Source organism: Microbacterium salitolerans, assembly GCF_019720895.1.
GTDB lineage: Bacteria > Actinomycetota > Actinomycetes > Actinomycetales > Microbacteriaceae > Microbacterium.
Map to the genome: position 1 here is coordinate 478564 of NZ_JAHKSH010000003.1, position 17963 is coordinate 496526.

The window sequence follows — 17963 nt, forward strand, 5'->3', positions numbered from 1 at the left end:
TCACGCCTGGAGAGTGACGGCGTGTCGTGGGACACGGCCGTCAGCCGAACCAGCCGCGTTCGCGCAGCGCATCGCGCACCATCGCCGGGCCGCGTGGCGGATCGCCCCGCAGGTGATGATTGAGGATCCGCACCAGCACCCAGCCTTCCGCGCGAACGGCATCCCACCGGTCGGCATCGCGCTCGAACTGCGCCGTGTCGAACGCATGCTGCCGACCGTCGTACTCGACGGCGACGCGCCACCGGCGGTACGCCATGTCGAATCGTGCGACGAACGTGCCCCGGTGATCGACCAGCTCCCAGTTGAGTTCGGGCTCCGGCAGGCCGAATCGCGCGAGCGCGAGCCGGAGCTTCGTCTCGCGAGCCGACTCCGACCCGTCGCGTGCCGACTGCAGGGCGCTGCGCAGGATCCGCCCCCGCATATCCCCCATGTCCTCGATCTCACTCGACAGCTCCTCCCACGTGCACAGCGGCGACGCGCGGGCGAGCAGCGCGTCAGCCGCCGCGACGAGGTCATCGTGGGGCCAGCGATAGCCCACCTGACGCCACGCCCGCACCGGAGACTCGACGAGGAATCCCGAACGGCATGGCTCCGCCGCGAGTTCGCGGCGCTGCAGCCGATGACCATGGATCCCCGCCGTGCGCGGCTGCGAGTGCGGTCGATGCGCGGACACGTGGAGGGCGAGCGGATCCGCACTCGGCGGGAGCGGGGATCCGTGCAGGGCGAGCGCGGTGTCGTGGCTGAAGAACTGCCATGGCCGCAGCAGCGGAGCGAGCTCCGCGCAGGCGTCGATCAGCGTCGTCGGTGGGGTCCTGCGCGTGCGGACCGCGTGAAACGGTCGGCGCAGGTCGCTCGCGCGGAGCCGCTTGTCCGGCACGCAGAACTCCCGAGATTCGGCGACGGTGAACGCTCGCGCACGGAGGGCCGCAGGGAGTGGTGCCGGTTCGTACATGTCGGCCAGGGTGGCGGAACGGCGCGGCCAACGATCGCGTCGTTCGCGGCGATTGTGGACGGATCCGCCGATCTCGCCACCTGTGGACACGCTGACGCCACCCGACACGCAGAGCGGCCCTTGCCCCGCGACAAGCCCACGCCCCGTGTCCCAGGACACGCCGTCATCCCGCTGGCGTGACGGCGTGTCCTGGGACACGGAAGGGGGCACTGCCTGACCGTGTCCCACGACACGCCGTTTCGGCACTCCGATGACGGCATGTTGTGGGACATGGTCCGCCCAGGACCCAGGACTCAGGACCCAGGAACCGTTGTCGCGGGGCGCGGCGGCGATCTCGCCCCGTAACACCGACGCAATCTCCATGCCGGAGGATGCCCAGGCAGGGCACGGAAGAATGGACCGCTTCGCGCTTCCGGCGCGGATCCGCATCATCCATCCCCGACCCGCACCCCCCCTCAGCCTGGCGTGTGGTGAAACTGGAGAACACAGCGCATGAACAAGAGCAGCACCTTCGCGCGTCGCGGCCTCACGGCCGGCGCAGCCCTCGCCGCCGGAGCTCTCGCGCTCACGGCCTGCGGCGGATCCGGTGACGAGGACTCCGCCGACGGCGATTCGGCGAGCCACGGCGACATCTCCGTGCAGCAGTCATGGATCAAGAACGAGGAGTTCGCGGGGGAGTTCTACGCCACGAAGTACGGCTACTACGAGGAGGCCGGCTTCGACAGCGTCGACCTCATCGACGGCCCCGATACGGGGGTGGCCGGTCTGCTCTCGGGCCAGATCGACATCGCGATCAACGACGCGATCGTCACGGGCGCGGCGATCGCGAACGAGGACGCCCCGCTCACGATCGTCGGCGCGACGTTCCAGAAGAGCCCCTTCACGATCCTGTCTCTCGCCGACGGCGGCGACATCGAGACCGTCGATGATCTGAAGGGCAAGAAGATCGGCGTGCAGGACTCGAACGCCGCGCTGTTCCAGGCGCTGCTCGATGCGAACGGGATCGACGAGTCCGAGCTCGAGGTCGTGCCGGTGCAGTTCGATCCGTCGCCCCTGACCAACGGCGAAGTCGATGGATTCTTCGCCTACACGACCAACGAGGCGCTCACGGTCGAGCTCGCGGGCAACGAGATCACGAACCTCACTTTCGCCGACAACGGGATGCCCTTCGTCGTCGAGACCTTCACGGTGACCGACCAGTTCCTCGCCGAGAACCGCGATCTCGTCAAGGACTTCCTCATCGCCGAGATCAAGGGCTGGGCGCAGGTCCTGAACGATCCCATGACAGCGGCCGAACTGGTCGTCGACGAGTTCGGCACCGACCTCGACCCCGACAAGACGCAGGCGGGCATGCAGGCACAGCTCGACCTCATCGTCAGTCGGGACACCGAGGCGAACGGCCTGTTCACGGTGACCGACGCGCTGCAGCGGCAGACGATCGAGAGCCTGGCGACCGCGGGCCAGGACGTCGCGGCCGAGGAACTCTTCGACCTCTCTCTCCTCGACGAGATCTACGAGGACCACCCCGAGCTCGTCGACTATGCGACGCTCGGTGGCGACCTCGCGGCGGCCGCGGAGTAGCGAGCGTGGCAGACGCGAATCGGGCCGGTGCCCCGGGCGACCGGGGCACCGGCCTCCACATCGAGGGACTCAGCAAGGTCTTCCGCTCGGGCCGCCGCCAGACGGTCGCCCTGAAGGACGCCGACCTCCACACGGAGCAGGGCACGTTCCTCTCGCTTCTCGGCCCGTCGGGCTGCGGAAAATCGACCATCCTTCGGATCCTCGCGGGGCTCGAGGAGCCGACGAGCGGCACGACGCGCGTCGACGGGCACACGCCCGAGGAGCTGAGAAAGGCCGGCAAGCTGGGCATCGCGTTCCAGGATTCGGCGCTCCTGCCGTGGCGCAGCGTGCGAGCGAACATCCAGCTGCCGTTCGAGGTTGCGGGCTCGCCCGTCGACCGCGCGTACGTCTCCGAGATGATCGACCTCGTGGGGCTCGCGGGCTTCGAGAAGGCCAAGCCCGCGCAGCTGTCGGGCGGCATGCGCCAGCGCGTGTCGATCGCGCGTTCGCTCATCATGAGGCCCGAGGTCCTGCTCTTCGACGAGCCTTTCGGCGCACTCGACGACATGACGCGCCAGCGCCTCAACCTCGAGCTGCTGCGCATCTGGTCGTCGAAGCCGGCGACGACGCTGCTCGTGACGCACGGCATCGCGGAGGCGATCTTCCTCAGTGACAAGGTCGCCGTCATGAGCCCGCGTCCCGGACGCATCACGGCCGTCATCGACATCGATCTGCCGCGGCCGCGCACTCGAGAGATGATGCGGACCCCGGAGTTCCACGCGTACGTCGACGAAGCGTCCGATCTGCTGTTCGGATCCGACGGCCCCACCGACGATGACTTCTGAGCGTCCCGCACGGCTCCCCGGGTGGGCGACGTCGGTGCTGGGCGGCGTCGCCATCATCGCGTTCTGGTTCCTCGCCGCGTGGCTCTGGCGTCTCGGCGTCGCGGCGGATCCGGAGGCCCCCGCGAGCAGGGCCGACGCGATTCCGTACCCGCAGGACGTCGTGGCGTCGGTGACGTCGGCCGGCGCGGAGTACTTCGCCCGTCACTTCAGCGTCACTCTCGCTGAGGCCGGGATCGGATACCTCGTCGGCAACGTGCTCGCGCTGGCGTTCGCGTCGCTCGTGCTCGTGATCCCCGCGATCGAGGGGATCGTCGTGCAGATCGCGACGATCACGTACTGCATCCCGATCGTGGCGATGGGGGCGGTGCTCATCGTCATGACGCCGATCCCCGAGGCGGGGGAGCCGGCGCTCACGCCGATCATCCTCGCGGGCCTCAGCGTGTTCTTCACGACGGTCGTCGGCGCCCTGCTCGGTCTGAAGGCGGCGGACAGAGGCGCGCTCGATGTCGTCGCGGTGTACGGCGGATCCCGGTTCACGCAGCTCCGCAAGGTGCGGGTCGTCGCGGCGCTCCCTGCGATCCTCAATGCTCTGCAGATCGCCGTGCCCGCCGCGTTCCTCGGGGCCGTGCTCGGCGAGTTCTTCGGGAAGGTCGAGACGGGTGTCGGGCGCGCGATGATGATCGCGCAGACGAACGTCGACGCGCCGCTCGTGTGGGCGCTCGCCCTCACCTCGGGTATCGCCGCGCTCGCGGGCTACGGCGTCCTGGGCCTCATCTCGCGCGCCGCGGCACCCTGGTCGAGGGGAGCGGCGGCATGACGCACGTCTCGATGTCAGATGCGCCGGGCGGCGCCCTCGAGCGCGAGATGCGCCGCGAGCGCACGCGCGCGATGTGGCTCGCCCTCGGCCGCCGCCTCGCGCTGTTCCTCCTCATGATCGCCGTCGTGCTCGTGATGTGGCAGGCGCTGCTGGTCGTCTTCGGCGTCAGCGACTACGTCGGCAAGGGGCCGCTCGACGTCTGGCAGTGGCTCGTGACCGACGACGAGGCGGCGGAGAACCGGGCCCTCATCTTCGGGCGCCTCGGCATCACGCTCGGGCACGCGTTCCTCGGATTCGTCGCCGGGCTCGTGCTCGCGCTCCTCGTCGCGCTGCTGTTCCAGCTGTCGCGGGGCATCGAGGCGGCGCTCATGCCGGTCGCGATGCTGCTGCGATCCGTCCCGCTCGTCGCGATGGCGCCCGTCATCACGTTGATCTTCGGGCGGTCGGTTCTCGGCGTCGCCGTCATCGGCGCGATCGTCGTGCTGTTCCCGGCGCTCGTGAACATCGTGTTCGGCCTGCGCTCGGCGTCGCCGCAGATGAACGATCTCATCGCGGTGTACGGCGGCGGCACGGTCACGCAGCTCGTCAAGGTCGCCCTGCCGGCCTCGTTGCCCGCGTTCTTCGCGGCCGTGCGGATCTCCGTGCCCGGCGCCTTCACGGGAGCCCTCCTCGCGGAGTGGCTCGCGACGGGCGACGGCATCGGCGGATCCCTGTCCGGCGCCATCTCGCAGGCGAAGTTCACGGAGGTGTGGGCGGCGGTCGCCGTCACGACGGCCGTCGCGCTCGTGCTCTACAACGTCGTGCAGATCCTCGAGGACGTCGTCCTCGCGCGCATGGGCATGCGCGCCCAGCGCGGGGTCTGACACGCGGCGGCGGCCTCGCGGATCCGGGGAGGGGCCCGCGAGGCCGCCGCGCGATCGAGGTCAGACGGCCGTGTAGCCGCCGTCGATCAGGTAGTACGCGCCCGTGACGAACGAGGCGTCGTCGCTGAGCAGGAAGCGCACGACCTTCGCGATCTCGTCGGAGCGGCCGAGGCGGCCGAGGGGGTGCTTCGCGACGAGGCCCTCCTTCACCTCAGCGGGAGCGCCCGCGAGGAGCGGGGTGTCGATGTAGCCGGGGCCGACCGCGTTGATGCGCAGGCCCTGAGCGCCGTACTCGGCGGCCGCGTTCTTCGTGATGCCGACGACCGCGTGCTTCGTCGCCGTGTACGCGCCGTTGCCGACAGCCGCGACGGTGCCGTGGATCGACGCCATGTTGACGATCGCGCCCTCCTCGGCGCCGGCCTCGAGGATCGCCGGCACCTGGTAGCGCATGCCGTACGCGACGCCGTTGAGGTTGATGCCGACGACCGTGTCCCACGCGTCGATGGCCATCTCGCCGATCGGCGCGCTCGCGCCGCCGATGCCCGCGTTGTTGAAGGCGTAGTTCAGCTTGCCGTAGGTCTCCTTCGCGAACGCGACGGCCTTCTCGCTGTCCTCCGCGACGGCCGTGTTGCCCTCGAACGCCGCGGCCTCGCCACCGGCTGCCGAGATCTCGTCGACGACGCGCTGCGCCGCATCGAGCTTGATGTCCGTGACGACGACCTTGACGCCGAGCGTCGCGAGCTCCTTCGCCGTCGCCTCGCCGATGCCGGATCCGCCGCCCGTGACGAGCGCGACCTTGTTGTCGAAAGCCATATCTGCCTCCAGAGAGAATCGATGATTCCATCCGTGTGAATGGAAACTCCTGTCAGACTACGCCTGCATGCGCGACGTGGGTCCGTTCGTCGCTTCCCGTTCACCGAGAGGAGACCCGCCCGCGCTCCCTCCTTTATCGCAGGCCGCTGTGACACGATCTTCCGCATGAGCGCGGCCCCAGCCACCACGAGAAATCCGATCGATCGCTTCTTCCAGATCTCGGAACGCGGATCCACCATCGGCACCGAGATCCGAGGCGGCCTCGTCACCTTCTTCGCGATGGCGTACATCGTCGTCCTCAACCCGCTGATCCTCGGCACGACGCCCGACGGCACCGGTCAGCTGCTGGGCGGCGGATCCGCGGGAGACGCCCCGAACCTCGCCATGATCGCGTCGGCGACGGCGCTCATCGCGGGCGTCCTGTCGATCCTCCTGGGTGTGATCGCGAACTTCCCGATGGCGATGGCGGCGGGCCTCGGCCTCAACGCCGTCGTCGCGTTCTCGATCGCCGGCATCGAGGGAGTCACCTGGGCCGACGCGATGGGCGTCGTCGTGATCGAGGGCGTCATCATCCTCATCCTCGTGCTGACGGGATTCCGAGCCGCGGTCTTCAAGGCCGTCCCGACCGCGCTCAAGACCGCGATCGGCGTCGGCATCGGCCTGTTCATCACCCTCATCGGGCTCGGCAACGCGGGCTTCATCACGGGCGACGGCGCCACGATCCTCGCGCTCGGCAACCTCGGCACGTTCCCGATCCTCGTGTTCGTCGTGGGCCTCGTGCTCACGATCGTGCTGCACGTGCGGCGGGTGCGGGGTGCGCTGCTCATCTCGATTCTCGTGGCGACCGTGCTCGCGGTGGTGATCGAGAACACGCTGCACCTCGGCGCGCGCTCCGCGGACAACCCCGGTGGATTCAACTCCCCGCCGGCGTTCACGGGCGTCTTCGCCATGCCCGACTTCTCGCTGATCGGGCAGTTCAACCTGCTCGGATCCGTGCAGAACATCGGCGCCGTCACGCTCATCCTGCTCGTCTTCTCGCTGCTGCTCGCCGACTTCTTCGACACGATGGGCACGATGGTCGCGGTCGGCGGCGAGGCGCACCTGCTCGACGCGGAGGGCAACCCGCCGCGGGCGAATCGGATCCTGCTCGTCGACTCGCTCGGCGCGATCTTCGGCGGCATGGGATCCGTCTCCTCGAACACGGCCTTCGTGGAGTCGACGTCAGGCGTCGCGGAGGGAGCGCGCACGGGCCTCGCGTCGATCGTGACGGGCGTCGCGTTCCTGCTGGCGACGCTGTTCGCGCCGCTCGTCGCGCTCGTGCCCTACGAGGCGGCGGCTCCGGCGCTCGTCCTCGTCGGCTTCCTCATGATGACCCAGATCTCGGGCATCGACTGGAAGAACGTCGACGTCGGGATCCCCGCGTTCCTCACGATCGCCGTCATGCCGTTCACATACTCGATCTCGGACGGCATCGGCGCAGGCTTCGTCGCCTTCGTCATCGTGAAGATCGCGCGCGGGAAGGCCCGCGAGGTGCACTGGCTGATGTGGCTCGTGTCCGCACTGTTCGTCGTCTACTTCCTCGTCGAGCCGATCCGCGCCTGGATCGGGGCGTAGGAGCTCTCCGCTGCGCCGGTCGTCCCCTCAGCTTCCGATGTGCGGTGACTGCGCGAGGCGCCAGACGCGGTCGCGCGTGAAGGGCTGCTCGAAGGGGCGGCGGCCGAGGGCGCGGGCGATGGCGTTGCCGATCGCGGGCGCGACGGGGTTGTATGGGCTCTCGCTCATCGATTTCGCGCCGAAGGGGCCGAGCGCGTCGTCGGTCTCGGCGAACGAGACGTGCACGTCGGGAACATCCGCGAACTGCGGCACGCGATAGGTGCGGAACGCGGGGTTCTGCACGACGCCGTCCTCGACCTGGATCTCCTCGTAGAGCGCGCCGCCCAGCCCCTGCGCGACGCCGCCCTCGATCTGGCCGCGGCACTGCGCGGGATTCAGGACGACACCCGCGTCTGCGGCGTGCACCTGGCGCAGGACGCGCACGGTTCCGGTCTCGGGATCCACGGCGACGCGTGCGGCGTGCACATTGAACGCGAGCGAGCGCCTCTCGCCCGGCTCCCACGACGTCTCCGTCACGTCCTCCGAGGGCGCGGATCCTCTCGTCCTCTCGCGCAGCGCGAGCGCCGCCCGATGCAGCGCCTTGCCGGCGACCGTGATGCCGGCCGACGCGAACGCGCCCGAGTCGTGCTCGACGAGGTCCGTGTCGGCGTGACGGATGCGCACGCGCGAGGCCGACACGTCGAACACGCTCGCGACGATCTGCCGCTGCACCGTCGTCGTGCCGTTGCCGAACTCGGCGGTGCCGGTGCGGGCGGTGAAGGATCCGTCGGGGTGCGCCGTGACGCTCGCATGCGCCACATGGCCGAACGGCGCCATCGTCGCGATCATGGCGGCGGCGACGCCCTCGCCGACGAGCCAGCCGCCCGGGGCCTCGACGTCGTCGGGCCCCGCGAGCGCGGCCTCGGCCTGATCGAGGCACTGGTCGAGCCCGTAGGAGCCCCACAGCGTCTCGGCGTCGATCTCGCCCGAGGCGTGCAGGATCGGATCGCCGTCGCGCACGGCGTTGCGGCGGCGCAGCGCGAACGGATCGAGGCCGAGCTGCTCGGCGACCATGTCGAGCGCCGATTCGACCGCGAGGACCACCTGCCCGAGACCGTACCCGCGGAAGGCGCCTGAGGGCGGGTTGTTCGTGTAGACCGCCTCGGCGTCGATGCGCACGGCGGGGACGCGGTAGAGCGAGACCGACTCGGCGAGCGCGTGATGCATGACGCCGGCGGCATGGTTGCCGTAGGCGCCCGTATCGCTGAGCAGGTCGATCGCGAGGCCCGTGAGATGGCCGGTCGCATCGGCGCCCACCCGCACGCGCGTGCGGATCGGATGCCGGAAGGCCGAGCGCACGAACTCGTCCGCGCGGCTGAACTCGTACGCGACGGGGCGCCCGGTGCGCAGGACCGCCAGCGCGACGAGATCCTCCGTGAAGATCTCCTGCTTGCCGCCGAAGCCGCCGCCGACGCGCGGCGCGAACACACGGATCCCATCCCTCGGCAGCGAGAAGATGTGGGCGAGCTCGTCGCGCGTGAGGAACGGCACCTGCGTCGACGAGCGGATGACGAGGCGTCCGTCCTCCATCCAGCCGACGGATCCGTGGGTCTCCAGCTGTGCGTGGATCGTGCGACTCGTCTGCCACGTCTCCTCGACCACGACGGCGGACCCCGCGAGTGCGGCCTCGATGTCGCCGCGGCCCGTGTGCAGGTCGGCGACGACGTTGCGGCTCGCGTCGGCGACTCGGTCCTCCGGGGTGCGGTCGGGGTGGATCCGCGCGGCGTCGCCGGAGCGCGCCTCCTCGGGATCGAAGACGGCGGGGAGCACCTCGTAGTCGACCTCGATGAGGCGGCAGGCGGCCTCCGCGGCGGCCGCCGTCTCGGCGACGACGGCCGCGACGCGCTGGCCGACGTGCCGCACGACGTCGTCGAGCAGGCGGGTGTCGTCGGCGTCGTCGGTGCGGTGCTCGTGCCGGGCTGTCGAGTAGCGCACATCGGGCACGTCGTGGTGCGTGAAGATCGCGACGACGCCGGGGAGCCGCGCGGCGTGATCCGTGCGGATGCCGCGGATCCGCGCGTGCGCATGCGGGGATCCGACGACTCGCAGCGTGAGCGCGCCCGGCGGGATCTCGTCGAAGGTGTACGGCTCGAGCCCCTGCACGATCCGTCGGGCGGCCTCGGGCACCGTCGAGGTGCCGACGGATCCGGTGCGCTCCGTGTCCCAGGACACGCCGTCATCCCGTCGCCGTGACGGCGTGTTGTGGGACATGGGTGGGGGTGGGGAGGTCACCGTGTCCCGAGACACGCCGTCATCCGGGCGTCGAGACGGCGTGTTGTGGGACATGGGTCTGCCCGTCTCGTGCACCGCCCCCAGCGTCGACTCGATCGCCTCGCGGATCGGACGATAGCCCGTGCAGCGGCAGAGACTGCCCTTCATGCGGCGGTCGAGGTCGTGGGCATCGGCGGTCGCGAGGCACGATGCCGTCACCGCCATGCCCGGCGTGCAGAATCCGCACTGGAACCCGAAGCCCTCCGCGAGGGCCTCCTGCACGGGGTGCAGGTCGTCGCCCGGAGCGAGACCTGCGGCGGTCGTGACCGAGGACCCCTCCATCCGGACCGCCGGAATCAGACACGAGTGCACGGCCGCGCCGTCGACGATGACGGCGCACGCTCCGCAGTCGCCGGCGTCGCAGCCCTTCTTCACGTCGCTGTGGCCGTGCTCGCGCAGGAGGGTGCGCAGACACTGCCCCGGACGTGGATCCGCCTCGACCGATCGCCCGTTGACGTCGAACCTCATCGCAGCACCTCCCGGATCCGCTCGGCGAGGACGAGGCTGATCGCGCGGCGCCAGTCGGCGGATCCGAGGGGATCCGTGTACCAGCCGTCCGCACTCCCGACGGCATGTGCGAGGGATCCGGGATCCGGCAGGGCGTCGAAGCGCCGCACCTGCGGGGTGAGCGTGGCGGCGGTGATCGCGAACGTCGCGGAGCCGTCGGCGTCGACGCGGCCCGTGACGACGGCGCCCGAGCGCCCGTGATCGGCGAGCGCCTCCTTGCGCAGGACGGCCCGCGACCGGAGTGCGCGCGCCGGGATGTCGATCGCGCGGAGGACATCACCGGGCCCGAGCGAGTTCGTGCCGTCTCCGGTAGGGATCTCGGCGACGGGCAGGCGGCGCTCGCCGCCGTCCGGTGTGTAGACGATGGCGTCGGCGTCGAGCGCGACGGCCATCGATGTCATCGCCGCGGCCGCGTAGGCGCGCACGATGTTGCCGCCGACGGTCGCCGTCTGCCAGATCTTGAACGACGCGAGCAGGGCGTTCGCCGCCTCGCCGAAGAGAGGGATCCCGTGCTCCTCGCCGTACGCGACGAGTCGCGCGATCGTGCACGTCGCCGCGATGCGCAGCCTGCCGTCGGTCTCCTCGATGTCGGGCCATCCCATCGTCTGCAGGTCAACGAGGCCGGTGACGTCGGGCATCGGCTCGCTGAACAGCCACGTCCCGCCCGCGAGCAGCGCCTCGCCCGGGGCGAGGGCGAGGTCGGCCCGCGACGCCGCGCGCCGATACGAGGTGACGGTGTTCAGGTCCATGCGGTCTCTCGGGGCTCGGGCGCCGTCGCCGGATCGTGACGGCGCGCCGTGTCGCGGGGCGCGGACGGGACGTGGGGCGGGTCGGCCGCGGCCGTCGGCGCATCATCGCGGCCAGCCGGCTCGACGACGACGCGGTCGCGGTGGATCGGGCCGTCGAGCTCGCGCAGGGGAGCGCCGGATCCTCCACAGCGGGTCGCGAGGATCTCCGCCATCGCGGACACGGCCGTCGCCTCGGGCGAGGATCCGCCGAGGTCGAGACCGAGCGGCGAGTGGAGGCGCGCGAGGTCGGAGTCCGGCACCCCTGCCTCGCGGAGGAGCTCGGCGCGCCGCGCGACGGTGCGGCGGGCGCCGAGCGCGCCGACGAATCCGACGGGAAGCGCGAGGGCCTGGGCGAGTGCCGGAACGTCGAGGCGGGTGTCGTGCGTGAGCACCACGATGGCGGTGCGCGCGTCGACCTCGGCACGGGCGAGGAGGTCCTGCGGCATGTCGACGACGAGGTCGTCGGCGTCGGGGAACCGCTCGCGGGTGGCGAGCACCGCCCACGGATCGCACACCGTCACGGCGTACCCCGCCGCGGATCCGACCCGGCACAGCGCGGCGGCGTGCTCCGTCGCCCCGAGCAGGATGAGGCGGGGCTTCGGCGCACAGCTGATCGCGAGGATCCGGCGCGGCGTCGCGGGCCGCTGGTCATTCGGCGAGAGCGGCGCGGATCCCCGGAGATCATCCGCGTCTGGGCGCATCCTCCGCGGCTCGGGGCGCGGGGCGCCGGGATCGGACGGCTCGTCGACCTCGATCACGCGCGTCTCGCGCAGGAGGGCCGCCGAGGCGAGGGCGGGGTGATCGACGACGGATCCGGTGTCGAGGTCGATCCCGATCGTCACCGCGCCGCCGCCCGCGGCCGTGCGCAGCGCGTCGGAGGCGTGGGCCTCGTAGGCGATGACGTCGACGAGGCCGCCGCACGCGAGGCCCGCGGCGTGCGCGGTGTCGTCGTCGAAGCCGAAGCGCGCCGTGCGGGCCGCCCCATCGGCGAGGACGCAGTGCGCGAGAGCGACGGCGTCGCCCTCGACGCACCCGCCGGAGAGGGATCCGATCACCTCACCGCGCGCGGTGATCGCCATCGACGCGCCGACGCCCCGCGGCGCGCTCCGGGCCACGCGCGTCACGGTCACGACCGCGACGCGCTCACCCCCGTCGATGCGGTCGAGCACGGAGCATGCGAGGTCGAGCATGGGCCCAATGTACGCGCGCCGCGTTGCGGTGAGATTGCGGATCCCGATGTCGGAGCTGGGGGCGCGTAGCGTCGAGGCGTGATGAGGGTGACCGGGCTGGTGCTGGCGGGCGGTGCGGGGACGCGGTTCGGCGGCCCCAAGGCGCTTGCGCGCGCGGACGACGGCACGCCGTGGATCCGCCTCGCCGTCGAGACGCTGCGGGCCGGCGGATGCGACGACGTCGTCGTGGCGCTCGGCGCCGGGGCCGGCGACGCACGGGAGCTCGTGCCGCCCGACGCCCGCGTCGTCGTCGCCGGAGACTGGGCGAAGGGGGTCGCTGCGACGCTGCGGGCCGGGCTGCTCGCGTGCACGACGACGGCAGTTCTCGACGGACCCCGCGCGAACCCGCGCGGGGAGGGGGTGAGCGGCGAAGACTGCCGCACTCCTACGTCGGATGCCGTCGTGATCCTCCCGGTCGACACCCCGGACACCCCGCCGAGCGCGGTCGCTCGGGTCATCGCCGCCGCGCGCATGACGACGGCAGATTCGCCCTCCGAGCGCGACATCGCGCGGAGGTCGTCTGCAGCGGGCGCCGATCGCCGTCGTCCTGCATCGGCACTCGTGCAGGCGACCTACGGGGCCCGGCCCGGCCACCCCGTGCTGATCGGATCCGCGCACGTCGCCGCGCTCGCCGGGGCCGCCGCCGGGGACCGCGGAGCGCGCCCCTACCTCGTCGCACACGGCGTCATCGAGGTCGACTGCGCCGATCTCTGGTCGGGCGACGACATCGACCGCCGATGAGGGCCTTCCGCTCGGCGACAGCCCCCTGGTGCCGGCGCGCCCGCGGTCATAGCCTGTGCGCGGCGGCCACCGGTCGCCGTCGCGTCGCGGATGCGGGGGAGGATCCGCGCGCGGCCATCGATGCGCAGAGGAGCGTGTGATGAAGGTTCGTTCTGCTCTGGTCGCCCTGTGCGCGATCGGCGCCCTCGCCCTCACGGCGGGCGCCGTCGCCCCGGCGAAGAAGCCCGCAGACCCGCCCCCGCTGACGGAAGCCGCGTGCGCCGACCTCGTCGGCCACGACATCTCCGCCCGCGACATCGATCTGCCGACGGCGGGCGCTTCGGTCGAGACCGCGACCTGGACCGGCGACGCGTGCGAGGTCACCGGATGGATCCGGGCGGTCACCGCGCCGCAGGACATGCAGTTCCAGGTGAACCTCCCGGCCGACTGGAACGGGCGGGCGCTGCAGTTCGGCGGCGGGGGCTTCGACGGATCCCTCGTCACCGCGACGGGCGCGTACACGGCCCAGCCCGCCGGCACGGCGACGGCGCTCGAGCAGGGATGGGTCACGGTCGGCAGCGACGGCGGCCATCAGGGCGGTGCGGGCTTCGACGGGTCGTTCCAGACGGATCCCGAGCTCCTCATGAACTTCGGCCAGTGGTCGGTGAAGAAGGCACATGACGCCGCGTGGGATGTCGTGCGCGCGGCATACGGGTCCGCGCCCGAGTGGTCGTACTTCATCGGCGGTTCGCAGGGCGGCCACGAGGCGCTCGACGCGGCGGCCCGCTACCCGAAGGACTACGATGGCGTCGTCGCCAACTATCCGGCCTACAACGTCACGATGATGCACATCGGCGCCGTCAACTTCCGCGACGCGCTGCTGCTGGACGACGGCGCGGGGTGGATGAGCTCCGCCGAGGTGCAGACGCTCACCGATGCGGTCTCCGCCGCGTGCGATCCGCTCGACGGCGCGGCGGACGGCATCATCAGCGATGTCGCGAGCTGCGACGCGGCCTTCGATCTCGGCTCGGTGCGCTGCGCCGACGGATCCGATGCGGGCGACGACTGCCTGTCGGATGCGCAGATCGCCGCGGTCGAGAAGATGACGACCGACTACGACCTCGGCATCGACATCCAGGGCAGCAGCATCTTCGCGAAGAGCGCGCTGCTCGAGGGCGCGCTCTATCAGGGCTTCGCGGGATTCGGATCCGGTCCGCGCGACCAGGGCCTGCAGTTCCAGGTGCTCGACGCGACGAGTCGCTACGGCGTCGCGGGCGGGGATCCGTCGCACGACACGTACACGTTCGACCCGGCCGACCACGAGCAGCGGATCCAGGAGCTCGGCGAGATCATGGACGTCACGAGCGTCGACCTCACGCGCTTCCGCGCGTACGGCGGCAAGGTGATCCTCACGCACGGCACGATCGACGACTTCATCACCCCGCACAACACCGTCCAGTACTACGAGCGGCTCGAGGAGCGCTTCGGGCACCGCCTCGACGGGTTCCTGAAGTTCTTCATGGTGCCCGGGTGGGGCCACGGCCAGGGCGTGTTCGCGGCGCAGTACGACGGCCTGGGGGCCATCACCGACTGGGTCGAGGGCGACGTCGCTCCCGAGGGCCTCGTCGCAGGCGACGGGAACCCCGGCGCCGATCGCACGCGACCGATGTGCGAGTACCCCGCCTGGCCTGAGTACGCGGGGGAGGGATCCGTCGACGACGCCGCGTCGTTCACCTGCGTGACCGAGTGACGGGAGCGTGGGCGAGGCCGCCCCGCGCGGCGCGGCCTCACCCGCGCTGGAGGCGCGCGAGGTGCTCGTTGACCTGATGCGCGACGCCGACGAGGATCGCGTCGGCTCCGAGTGTCGCCGGGGCGATGCGGAGGTCGCGGGTCATCAGGGGGTGGGACCCCTCGTACACCTGGCCGCGGACCGCCGAGACGAACGGCTCGAGCGATGAGAGCGCGCCGCCGAGGCAGATCGCGCCCGGATTGAAGAAGTTCACGACGGCGCACAGCACCTCGCCGAGATGTCGGCCGGCCGTGCGCGCAAGCGCGGTCGCCTCGGGGTCGGCGTCGCGCACGAGGTCGACGACGTCGGCCGTCGTCGCGACGTCGCGGCCGGACTCACGCAGCAGCCGCACGAGCGCGGCGCCGGATGACACCGTCTCGAGGCATCCCCTGTTGCCGCAGGAGCAGGGGCGCTCGTGCGCCGCCGCGACCCGGGTGTGGGTGATGTCGCCCGCCGCGCCCGCCGCGCCGCGGTAGACCTCGCCGTCGATCACGATGCCGGCGCCGATCGCCGTGCCTGCCTTGATCGTGACGGACCCGACGGCATGCGGGGTGTGCGCGAAGTGCTCGCCGATCGCCATCGCATTGGCGTCGTTCTCAACCACGGCGTGGGCGCCGACGAGGTCGGCGAGGAGCGAGCCGACGTCGACTCCGTTCCAGCCCGGCATGCGGGACGGGCTCACGACGCTGTGCGACGTGACGTCGACGGGGCCGGGGAGCGCGATCCCCGCGCCCGCCAGCGGCGTGCCGCCGGCGAGGGCGGAGAGTTCGCGGGCGCACTGAGCGAGCACGTCGTGCGGACCGGCGTCGAGAGAGATGGGGATCTCGGCCGTGCGCACGATGCCGCCGCCGCGCGGCGCGATGCCGAGGCGGGCGTGCGCTCCGCCGAGGTCGATGACGCCGAGCAGTCCGGTGTCCCCCGCGAGACGCAGCTCGCGGGGTCGACGGCCGCCCGTCGAGTCGCGGGACGTCCCCTCCTCGACGAGTCTCTGAGCGAGGAGGGACTGGACATGCTGCGACACCGTCGACGCGGACAGGCCGAGGACATCCGAGATCTCGCGACGTGAGCGCGCGCGGCCGGATCCGATCACGGCGAGCACATGGTTCTCGGCGGTGCTGGTGGTGGTGCGGGTCATGATCCCTCGCGGAGGTGGGCGGTGACGAGTCCAGTGTGTCGCTCCCGGCGCCGGTTCGCCCGGAGGAGGGACTTCTTGCGATCGAGAATTAACTTTCTCGTGACAGTTCATACTATGTACGGAAGAAGTTGATTCGGTTACCGTAATCAAAGTTTCACCCTCACACAGCACCTGCGCGGATCCGTGCAGACCACCCAGGAGGACATCCATGCGATCGACATTCGCATCACGCGGCCGCCGGGTCGGCGCCGCATCACTCGGCATCGTCGCCGCTGCCGCGCTCGTCGTCGGCTGCTCGGCCGGAGGCGACTCGGGCGCCGCGGGAGAGCCGTCAGACGAGCTGAACTACGCGCTGCCCGCCAACGCGACGCCGAACTGGCTCATGCCGCTCGGCATCTCGGGCAAGCTCGCCACGCACAACTCGTCGCTCATCCGGGCGATGTACGAGCCCCTCATCGCGTACGACGGATCCCTGGGGACGGTCGACCGCGTCGCCGACGCGGACCTCGCCGACAGCGTTGAGTTCGCGGACGACGGTCTCTCGGTCACGATCACGCTCGACGAGCGCACATGGTCCGACGGCACGCCGGTCACGTCGGCCGACGTGGCGTTCTGGTTCGACGTCGTGAAGGCGAACAGGTCCGAGTGGGCCAGCTATCAGGAAGGCGCGATGCCCGACAACGTCGCGAGCGTCGAGACCCCCGACGAGAGCACCGTCGTCCTCACCTTCGACCAGGCCTACAACCAGGAGTGGATGCTCGCGTCGCAGCTCACGCTCATCGTCCCGATCCCCGCTCACGCCTGGACCGTCACCGAGGACGGCGGCGAGGCGGATCCCGCCCTGGCCGAGACGGCTGAGGGCGCCACGGCGATCTGGGACTACCTCATGGCGGAGGGCGAGGACCTCGCGGGCTACCAGGGCAACCCGCTGTTCGACGTCGTGAGCGGTCCCTACACGCTCGGATCGTTCAGTGACTCGGGCCACGTGACCCTCTCCGAGAACGAGGCCTATGACGGCGATGACGCCGCCGGGATCCCGACGGTCAACTTCCTTCCCTTCACGAGCGGCGACGCCGAGGTCGCGGCGGTGCGCGCGGGCGAGGTCGACTACGGCTACATCCCGACGGGCGAGCTCGACAACGCGGCGCAGTACGAGGGCCTCGGCTACGACGTCGTGAACTGGGACGGCTGGGCGATCACGTACCTCCCGTACAACTTCCACCACCCCGACATGGGGCCCGTCTACTCGCAGCTGTATGTGCGCCAGGCGCTGCAGCACCTCGTCGACCAGGAGTCGATCTCCGACGTCGTGTGGCACGGCGCCGCCAACCCCGGCTACGGACCCGTCCCGCAGCAGCCCGACAACAAGTTCCTGTCGGACGAGCAGCGCGACAACCCCTACCCGTTCGACCCCGCTGCGGCCCAGGACCTGCTCGAGGACAACGGCTGGACGATGGGATCCGACGGGACCTACGTCTGCGAGACGGGCATCGACTGCGGCGACGGGGTCGCGGACGGCCAGACGCTCGCGATCACGATCCTCACGCAGTCGGGCTCCACGGAGACCGACAACATGTTCGCCGAGATGAAGTCGACTTTCGAGGAGGCCGGCGTGGGCGTGACCATCGAGTCGGCGCCGCTGAACACCGTCCTCGGCTCCATCGCGCCGTGCGAGGCCGAGTCACCTGAGTGCACCTGGGAGCTCCCGTTCTTCGGCACCGCCGGATCCTGGTACTTCGGCGGCTATCCGTCCGGCGAGCGCCTGTTCGGCACGGGAGCGGCATCGAACTTCGGGTCGTACAGCGACGACGAGTTCGACGCGCTCATGCAGGCGTCGCTCAACTCGGGCGACGAGGACGCGATGCAGGAGTACTCCGCCTACGGCGCCGAGAACCTGCCCGCCATGTGGCTGCCCAACCCCGTCTACCAGGTGTCGGTCATCGACCAGGGTCTCACGGGCACGGAGCAGGACTCGCTCGGAAACTTCCACCCCCAGCGCTGGGCGTGGGGGGAGTGAGCGC

14 protein-coding genes are annotated in these 17963 nt (G+C 70.9%); 8 read left to right on the top strand and 6 right to left on the bottom strand.

All coding sequences use genetic code 11. The features are described from left to right. Positions 1 to 40: 40 nt before the first annotated feature. Positions 41 to 877 carry a DUF559 domain-containing protein gene (locus KOL93_RS08770; RefSeq protein ID WP_221584956.1) on the bottom strand — a complete coding sequence of 279 codons (837 nt, stop codon included), beginning with the start codon at positions 875 to 877 and terminating at the stop codon, positions 41 to 43. A gap of 567 nt (positions 878 to 1444) precedes the next feature. On the opposite strand from KOL93_RS08770, the gene KOL93_RS08775 reads away from it, so the two are divergent. Genes KOL93_RS08775 through KOL93_RS08790 form a run of 4 tightly spaced genes read left to right on the top strand, consistent with a single transcriptional unit; the run spans position 1445 to position 5037 of the window. Next, entirely contained in the window at positions 1445 to 2533 is a 1089-nt protein-coding gene (locus tag KOL93_RS08775) for an ABC transporter substrate-binding protein (RefSeq protein WP_221584957.1), read from the top strand. Positions 2534 to 2538: 5 nt separating this feature from the next. Beyond that, positions 2539 to 3357 carry an ABC transporter ATP-binding protein gene (locus KOL93_RS08780; protein WP_221584958.1) on the top strand — a complete coding sequence of 273 codons (819 nt, stop codon included), beginning with the start codon at positions 2539 to 2541 and terminating at the stop codon, positions 3355 to 3357. Continuing rightward, positions 3347 to 4174 carry an ABC transporter permease gene (locus tag KOL93_RS08785; protein WP_221584959.1) on the top strand — a complete coding sequence of 276 codons (828 nt, stop codon included), beginning with the start codon at positions 3347 to 3349 and terminating at the stop codon, positions 4172 to 4174. The genes KOL93_RS08780 and KOL93_RS08785 overlap by 11 nt, the downstream gene beginning before the upstream one ends. Further along, on the top strand, positions 4171 to 5037 hold the full coding sequence (locus tag KOL93_RS08790; RefSeq protein WP_260406162.1) for an ABC transporter permease: 867 nt from the start codon (positions 4171 to 4173) through the stop codon (positions 5035 to 5037). The genes KOL93_RS08785 and KOL93_RS08790 overlap by 4 nt, the downstream gene beginning before the upstream one ends. Positions 5038 to 5097: 60 nt before the next feature. Here the strand turns inward: KOL93_RS08790 and KOL93_RS08795 are convergent, their stop codons facing one another. After that, positions 5098 to 5850 (bottom strand): SDR family NAD(P)-dependent oxidoreductase, encoded by a 753-nt coding sequence (locus tag KOL93_RS08795; protein WP_221584960.1) that lies wholly within the window; start codon positions 5848 to 5850, stop codon positions 5098 to 5100. A gap of 165 nt (positions 5851 to 6015) precedes the next feature. Between KOL93_RS08795 and KOL93_RS08800 the strand changes: the two genes are divergently transcribed. Continuing rightward, positions 6016 to 7464 carry an NCS2 family permease gene (locus tag KOL93_RS08800; protein ID WP_221584961.1) on the top strand — a complete coding sequence of 483 codons (1449 nt, stop codon included), beginning with the start codon at positions 6016 to 6018 and terminating at the stop codon, positions 7462 to 7464. Positions 7465 to 7491: 27 nt separating this feature from the next. Here the strand turns inward: KOL93_RS08800 and KOL93_RS08805 are convergent, their stop codons facing one another. Genes KOL93_RS08805 through KOL93_RS08815 form a run of 3 tightly spaced genes read right to left on the bottom strand, consistent with a single transcriptional unit; the run spans position 7492 to position 12259 of the window. Continuing rightward, positions 7492 to 10242, bottom strand: coding sequence for a molybdopterin-dependent oxidoreductase (locus KOL93_RS08805; RefSeq protein WP_221584962.1), 2751 nt, complete (start codon positions 10240 to 10242; stop codon positions 7492 to 7494). Beyond that, entirely contained in the window at positions 10239 to 11030 is a 792-nt protein-coding gene (locus KOL93_RS08810) for an FAD binding domain-containing protein (RefSeq protein WP_221584963.1), read from the bottom strand. The genes KOL93_RS08805 and KOL93_RS08810 overlap by 4 nt, the downstream gene beginning before the upstream one ends. Continuing rightward, on the bottom strand, positions 11021 to 12259 hold the full coding sequence (locus tag KOL93_RS08815) for an XdhC family protein (protein WP_221584964.1): 1239 nt from the start codon (positions 12257 to 12259) through the stop codon (positions 11021 to 11023). Before KOL93_RS08815 ends, KOL93_RS08810 begins: the two co-directional genes overlap by 10 nt. Positions 12260 to 12340: 81 nt before the next feature. Between KOL93_RS08815 and KOL93_RS08820 the strand changes: the two genes are divergently transcribed. Then, positions 12341 to 13039: a nucleotidyltransferase family protein gene (locus KOL93_RS08820; RefSeq protein ID WP_221585124.1), complete on the top strand. Its 699-nt coding sequence runs from the start codon at positions 12341 to 12343 to the stop codon at positions 13037 to 13039. 139 nt (positions 13040 to 13178) lie between these two features. Beyond that, a complete protein-coding gene (locus KOL93_RS08825; protein WP_221584965.1) occupies positions 13179 to 14768 on the top strand; it encodes a tannase/feruloyl esterase family alpha/beta hydrolase in 1590 nt (529 codons plus the stop codon). A 37-nt stretch (positions 14769 to 14805) separates the two neighbouring features. On the opposite strand, the gene KOL93_RS08830 is transcribed toward KOL93_RS08825, so the two are convergent. Then, on the bottom strand, positions 14806 to 15942 hold the full coding sequence (locus KOL93_RS08830; RefSeq protein ID WP_221584966.1) for an ROK family transcriptional regulator: 1137 nt from the start codon (positions 15940 to 15942) through the stop codon (positions 14806 to 14808). Between the two features lie 208 nt (positions 15943 to 16150). Between KOL93_RS08830 and KOL93_RS08835 the strand changes: the two genes are divergently transcribed. After that, on the top strand, positions 16151 to 17959 hold the full coding sequence (locus KOL93_RS08835) for a peptide ABC transporter substrate-binding protein (RefSeq protein ID WP_221584967.1): 1809 nt from the start codon (positions 16151 to 16153) through the stop codon (positions 17957 to 17959). Positions 17960 to 17963: the final 4 nt, after the last annotated feature.

What these genes read in the sequence shown, in the direction of transcription:
- KOL93_RS08790 (WP_260406162.1), top strand. Translation starts at nt 4,171, where the DNA reads ATGACGCACGTCTCGATGTCAGATGCGCCGGGCGGCGCCCTCGAGCGC.
- KOL93_RS08830 (WP_221584966.1), bottom strand. Translation starts at nt 15,942, where the DNA reads ATGACCCGCACCACCACCAGCACCGCCGAGAACCATGTGCTCGCCGTG.
- KOL93_RS08775 (WP_221584957.1), top strand. Translation starts at nt 1,445, where the DNA reads ATGAACAAGAGCAGCACCTTCGCGCGTCGCGGCCTCACGGCCGGCGCA.
- KOL93_RS08810 (WP_221584963.1), bottom strand. Translation starts at nt 11,030, where the DNA reads ATGGACCTGAACACCGTCACCTCGTATCGGCGCGCGGCGTCGCGGGCC.
- KOL93_RS08815 (WP_221584964.1), bottom strand. Translation starts at nt 12,259, where the DNA reads ATGCTCGACCTCGCATGCTCCGTGCTCGACCGCATCGACGGGGGTGAG.
- KOL93_RS08805 (WP_221584962.1), bottom strand. Translation starts at nt 10,242, where the DNA reads ATGAGGTTCGACGTCAACGGGCGATCGGTCGAGGCGGATCCACGTCCG.
- KOL93_RS08820 (WP_221585124.1), top strand. Translation starts at nt 12,341, where the DNA reads ATGAGGGTGACCGGGCTGGTGCTGGCGGGCGGTGCGGGGACGCGGTTC.
- KOL93_RS08795 (WP_221584960.1), bottom strand. Translation starts at nt 5,850, where the DNA reads ATGGCTTTCGACAACAAGGTCGCGCTCGTCACGGGCGGCGGATCCGGC.
- KOL93_RS08800 (WP_221584961.1), top strand. Translation starts at nt 6,016, where the DNA reads ATGAGCGCGGCCCCAGCCACCACGAGAAATCCGATCGATCGCTTCTTC.
- KOL93_RS08835 (WP_221584967.1), top strand. Translation starts at nt 16,151, where the DNA reads ATGCGATCGACATTCGCATCACGCGGCCGCCGGGTCGGCGCCGCATCA.
- KOL93_RS08825 (WP_221584965.1), top strand. Translation starts at nt 13,179, where the DNA reads ATGAAGGTTCGTTCTGCTCTGGTCGCCCTGTGCGCGATCGGCGCCCTC.
- KOL93_RS08785 (WP_221584959.1), top strand. Translation starts at nt 3,347, where the DNA reads ATGACTTCTGAGCGTCCCGCACGGCTCCCCGGGTGGGCGACGTCGGTG.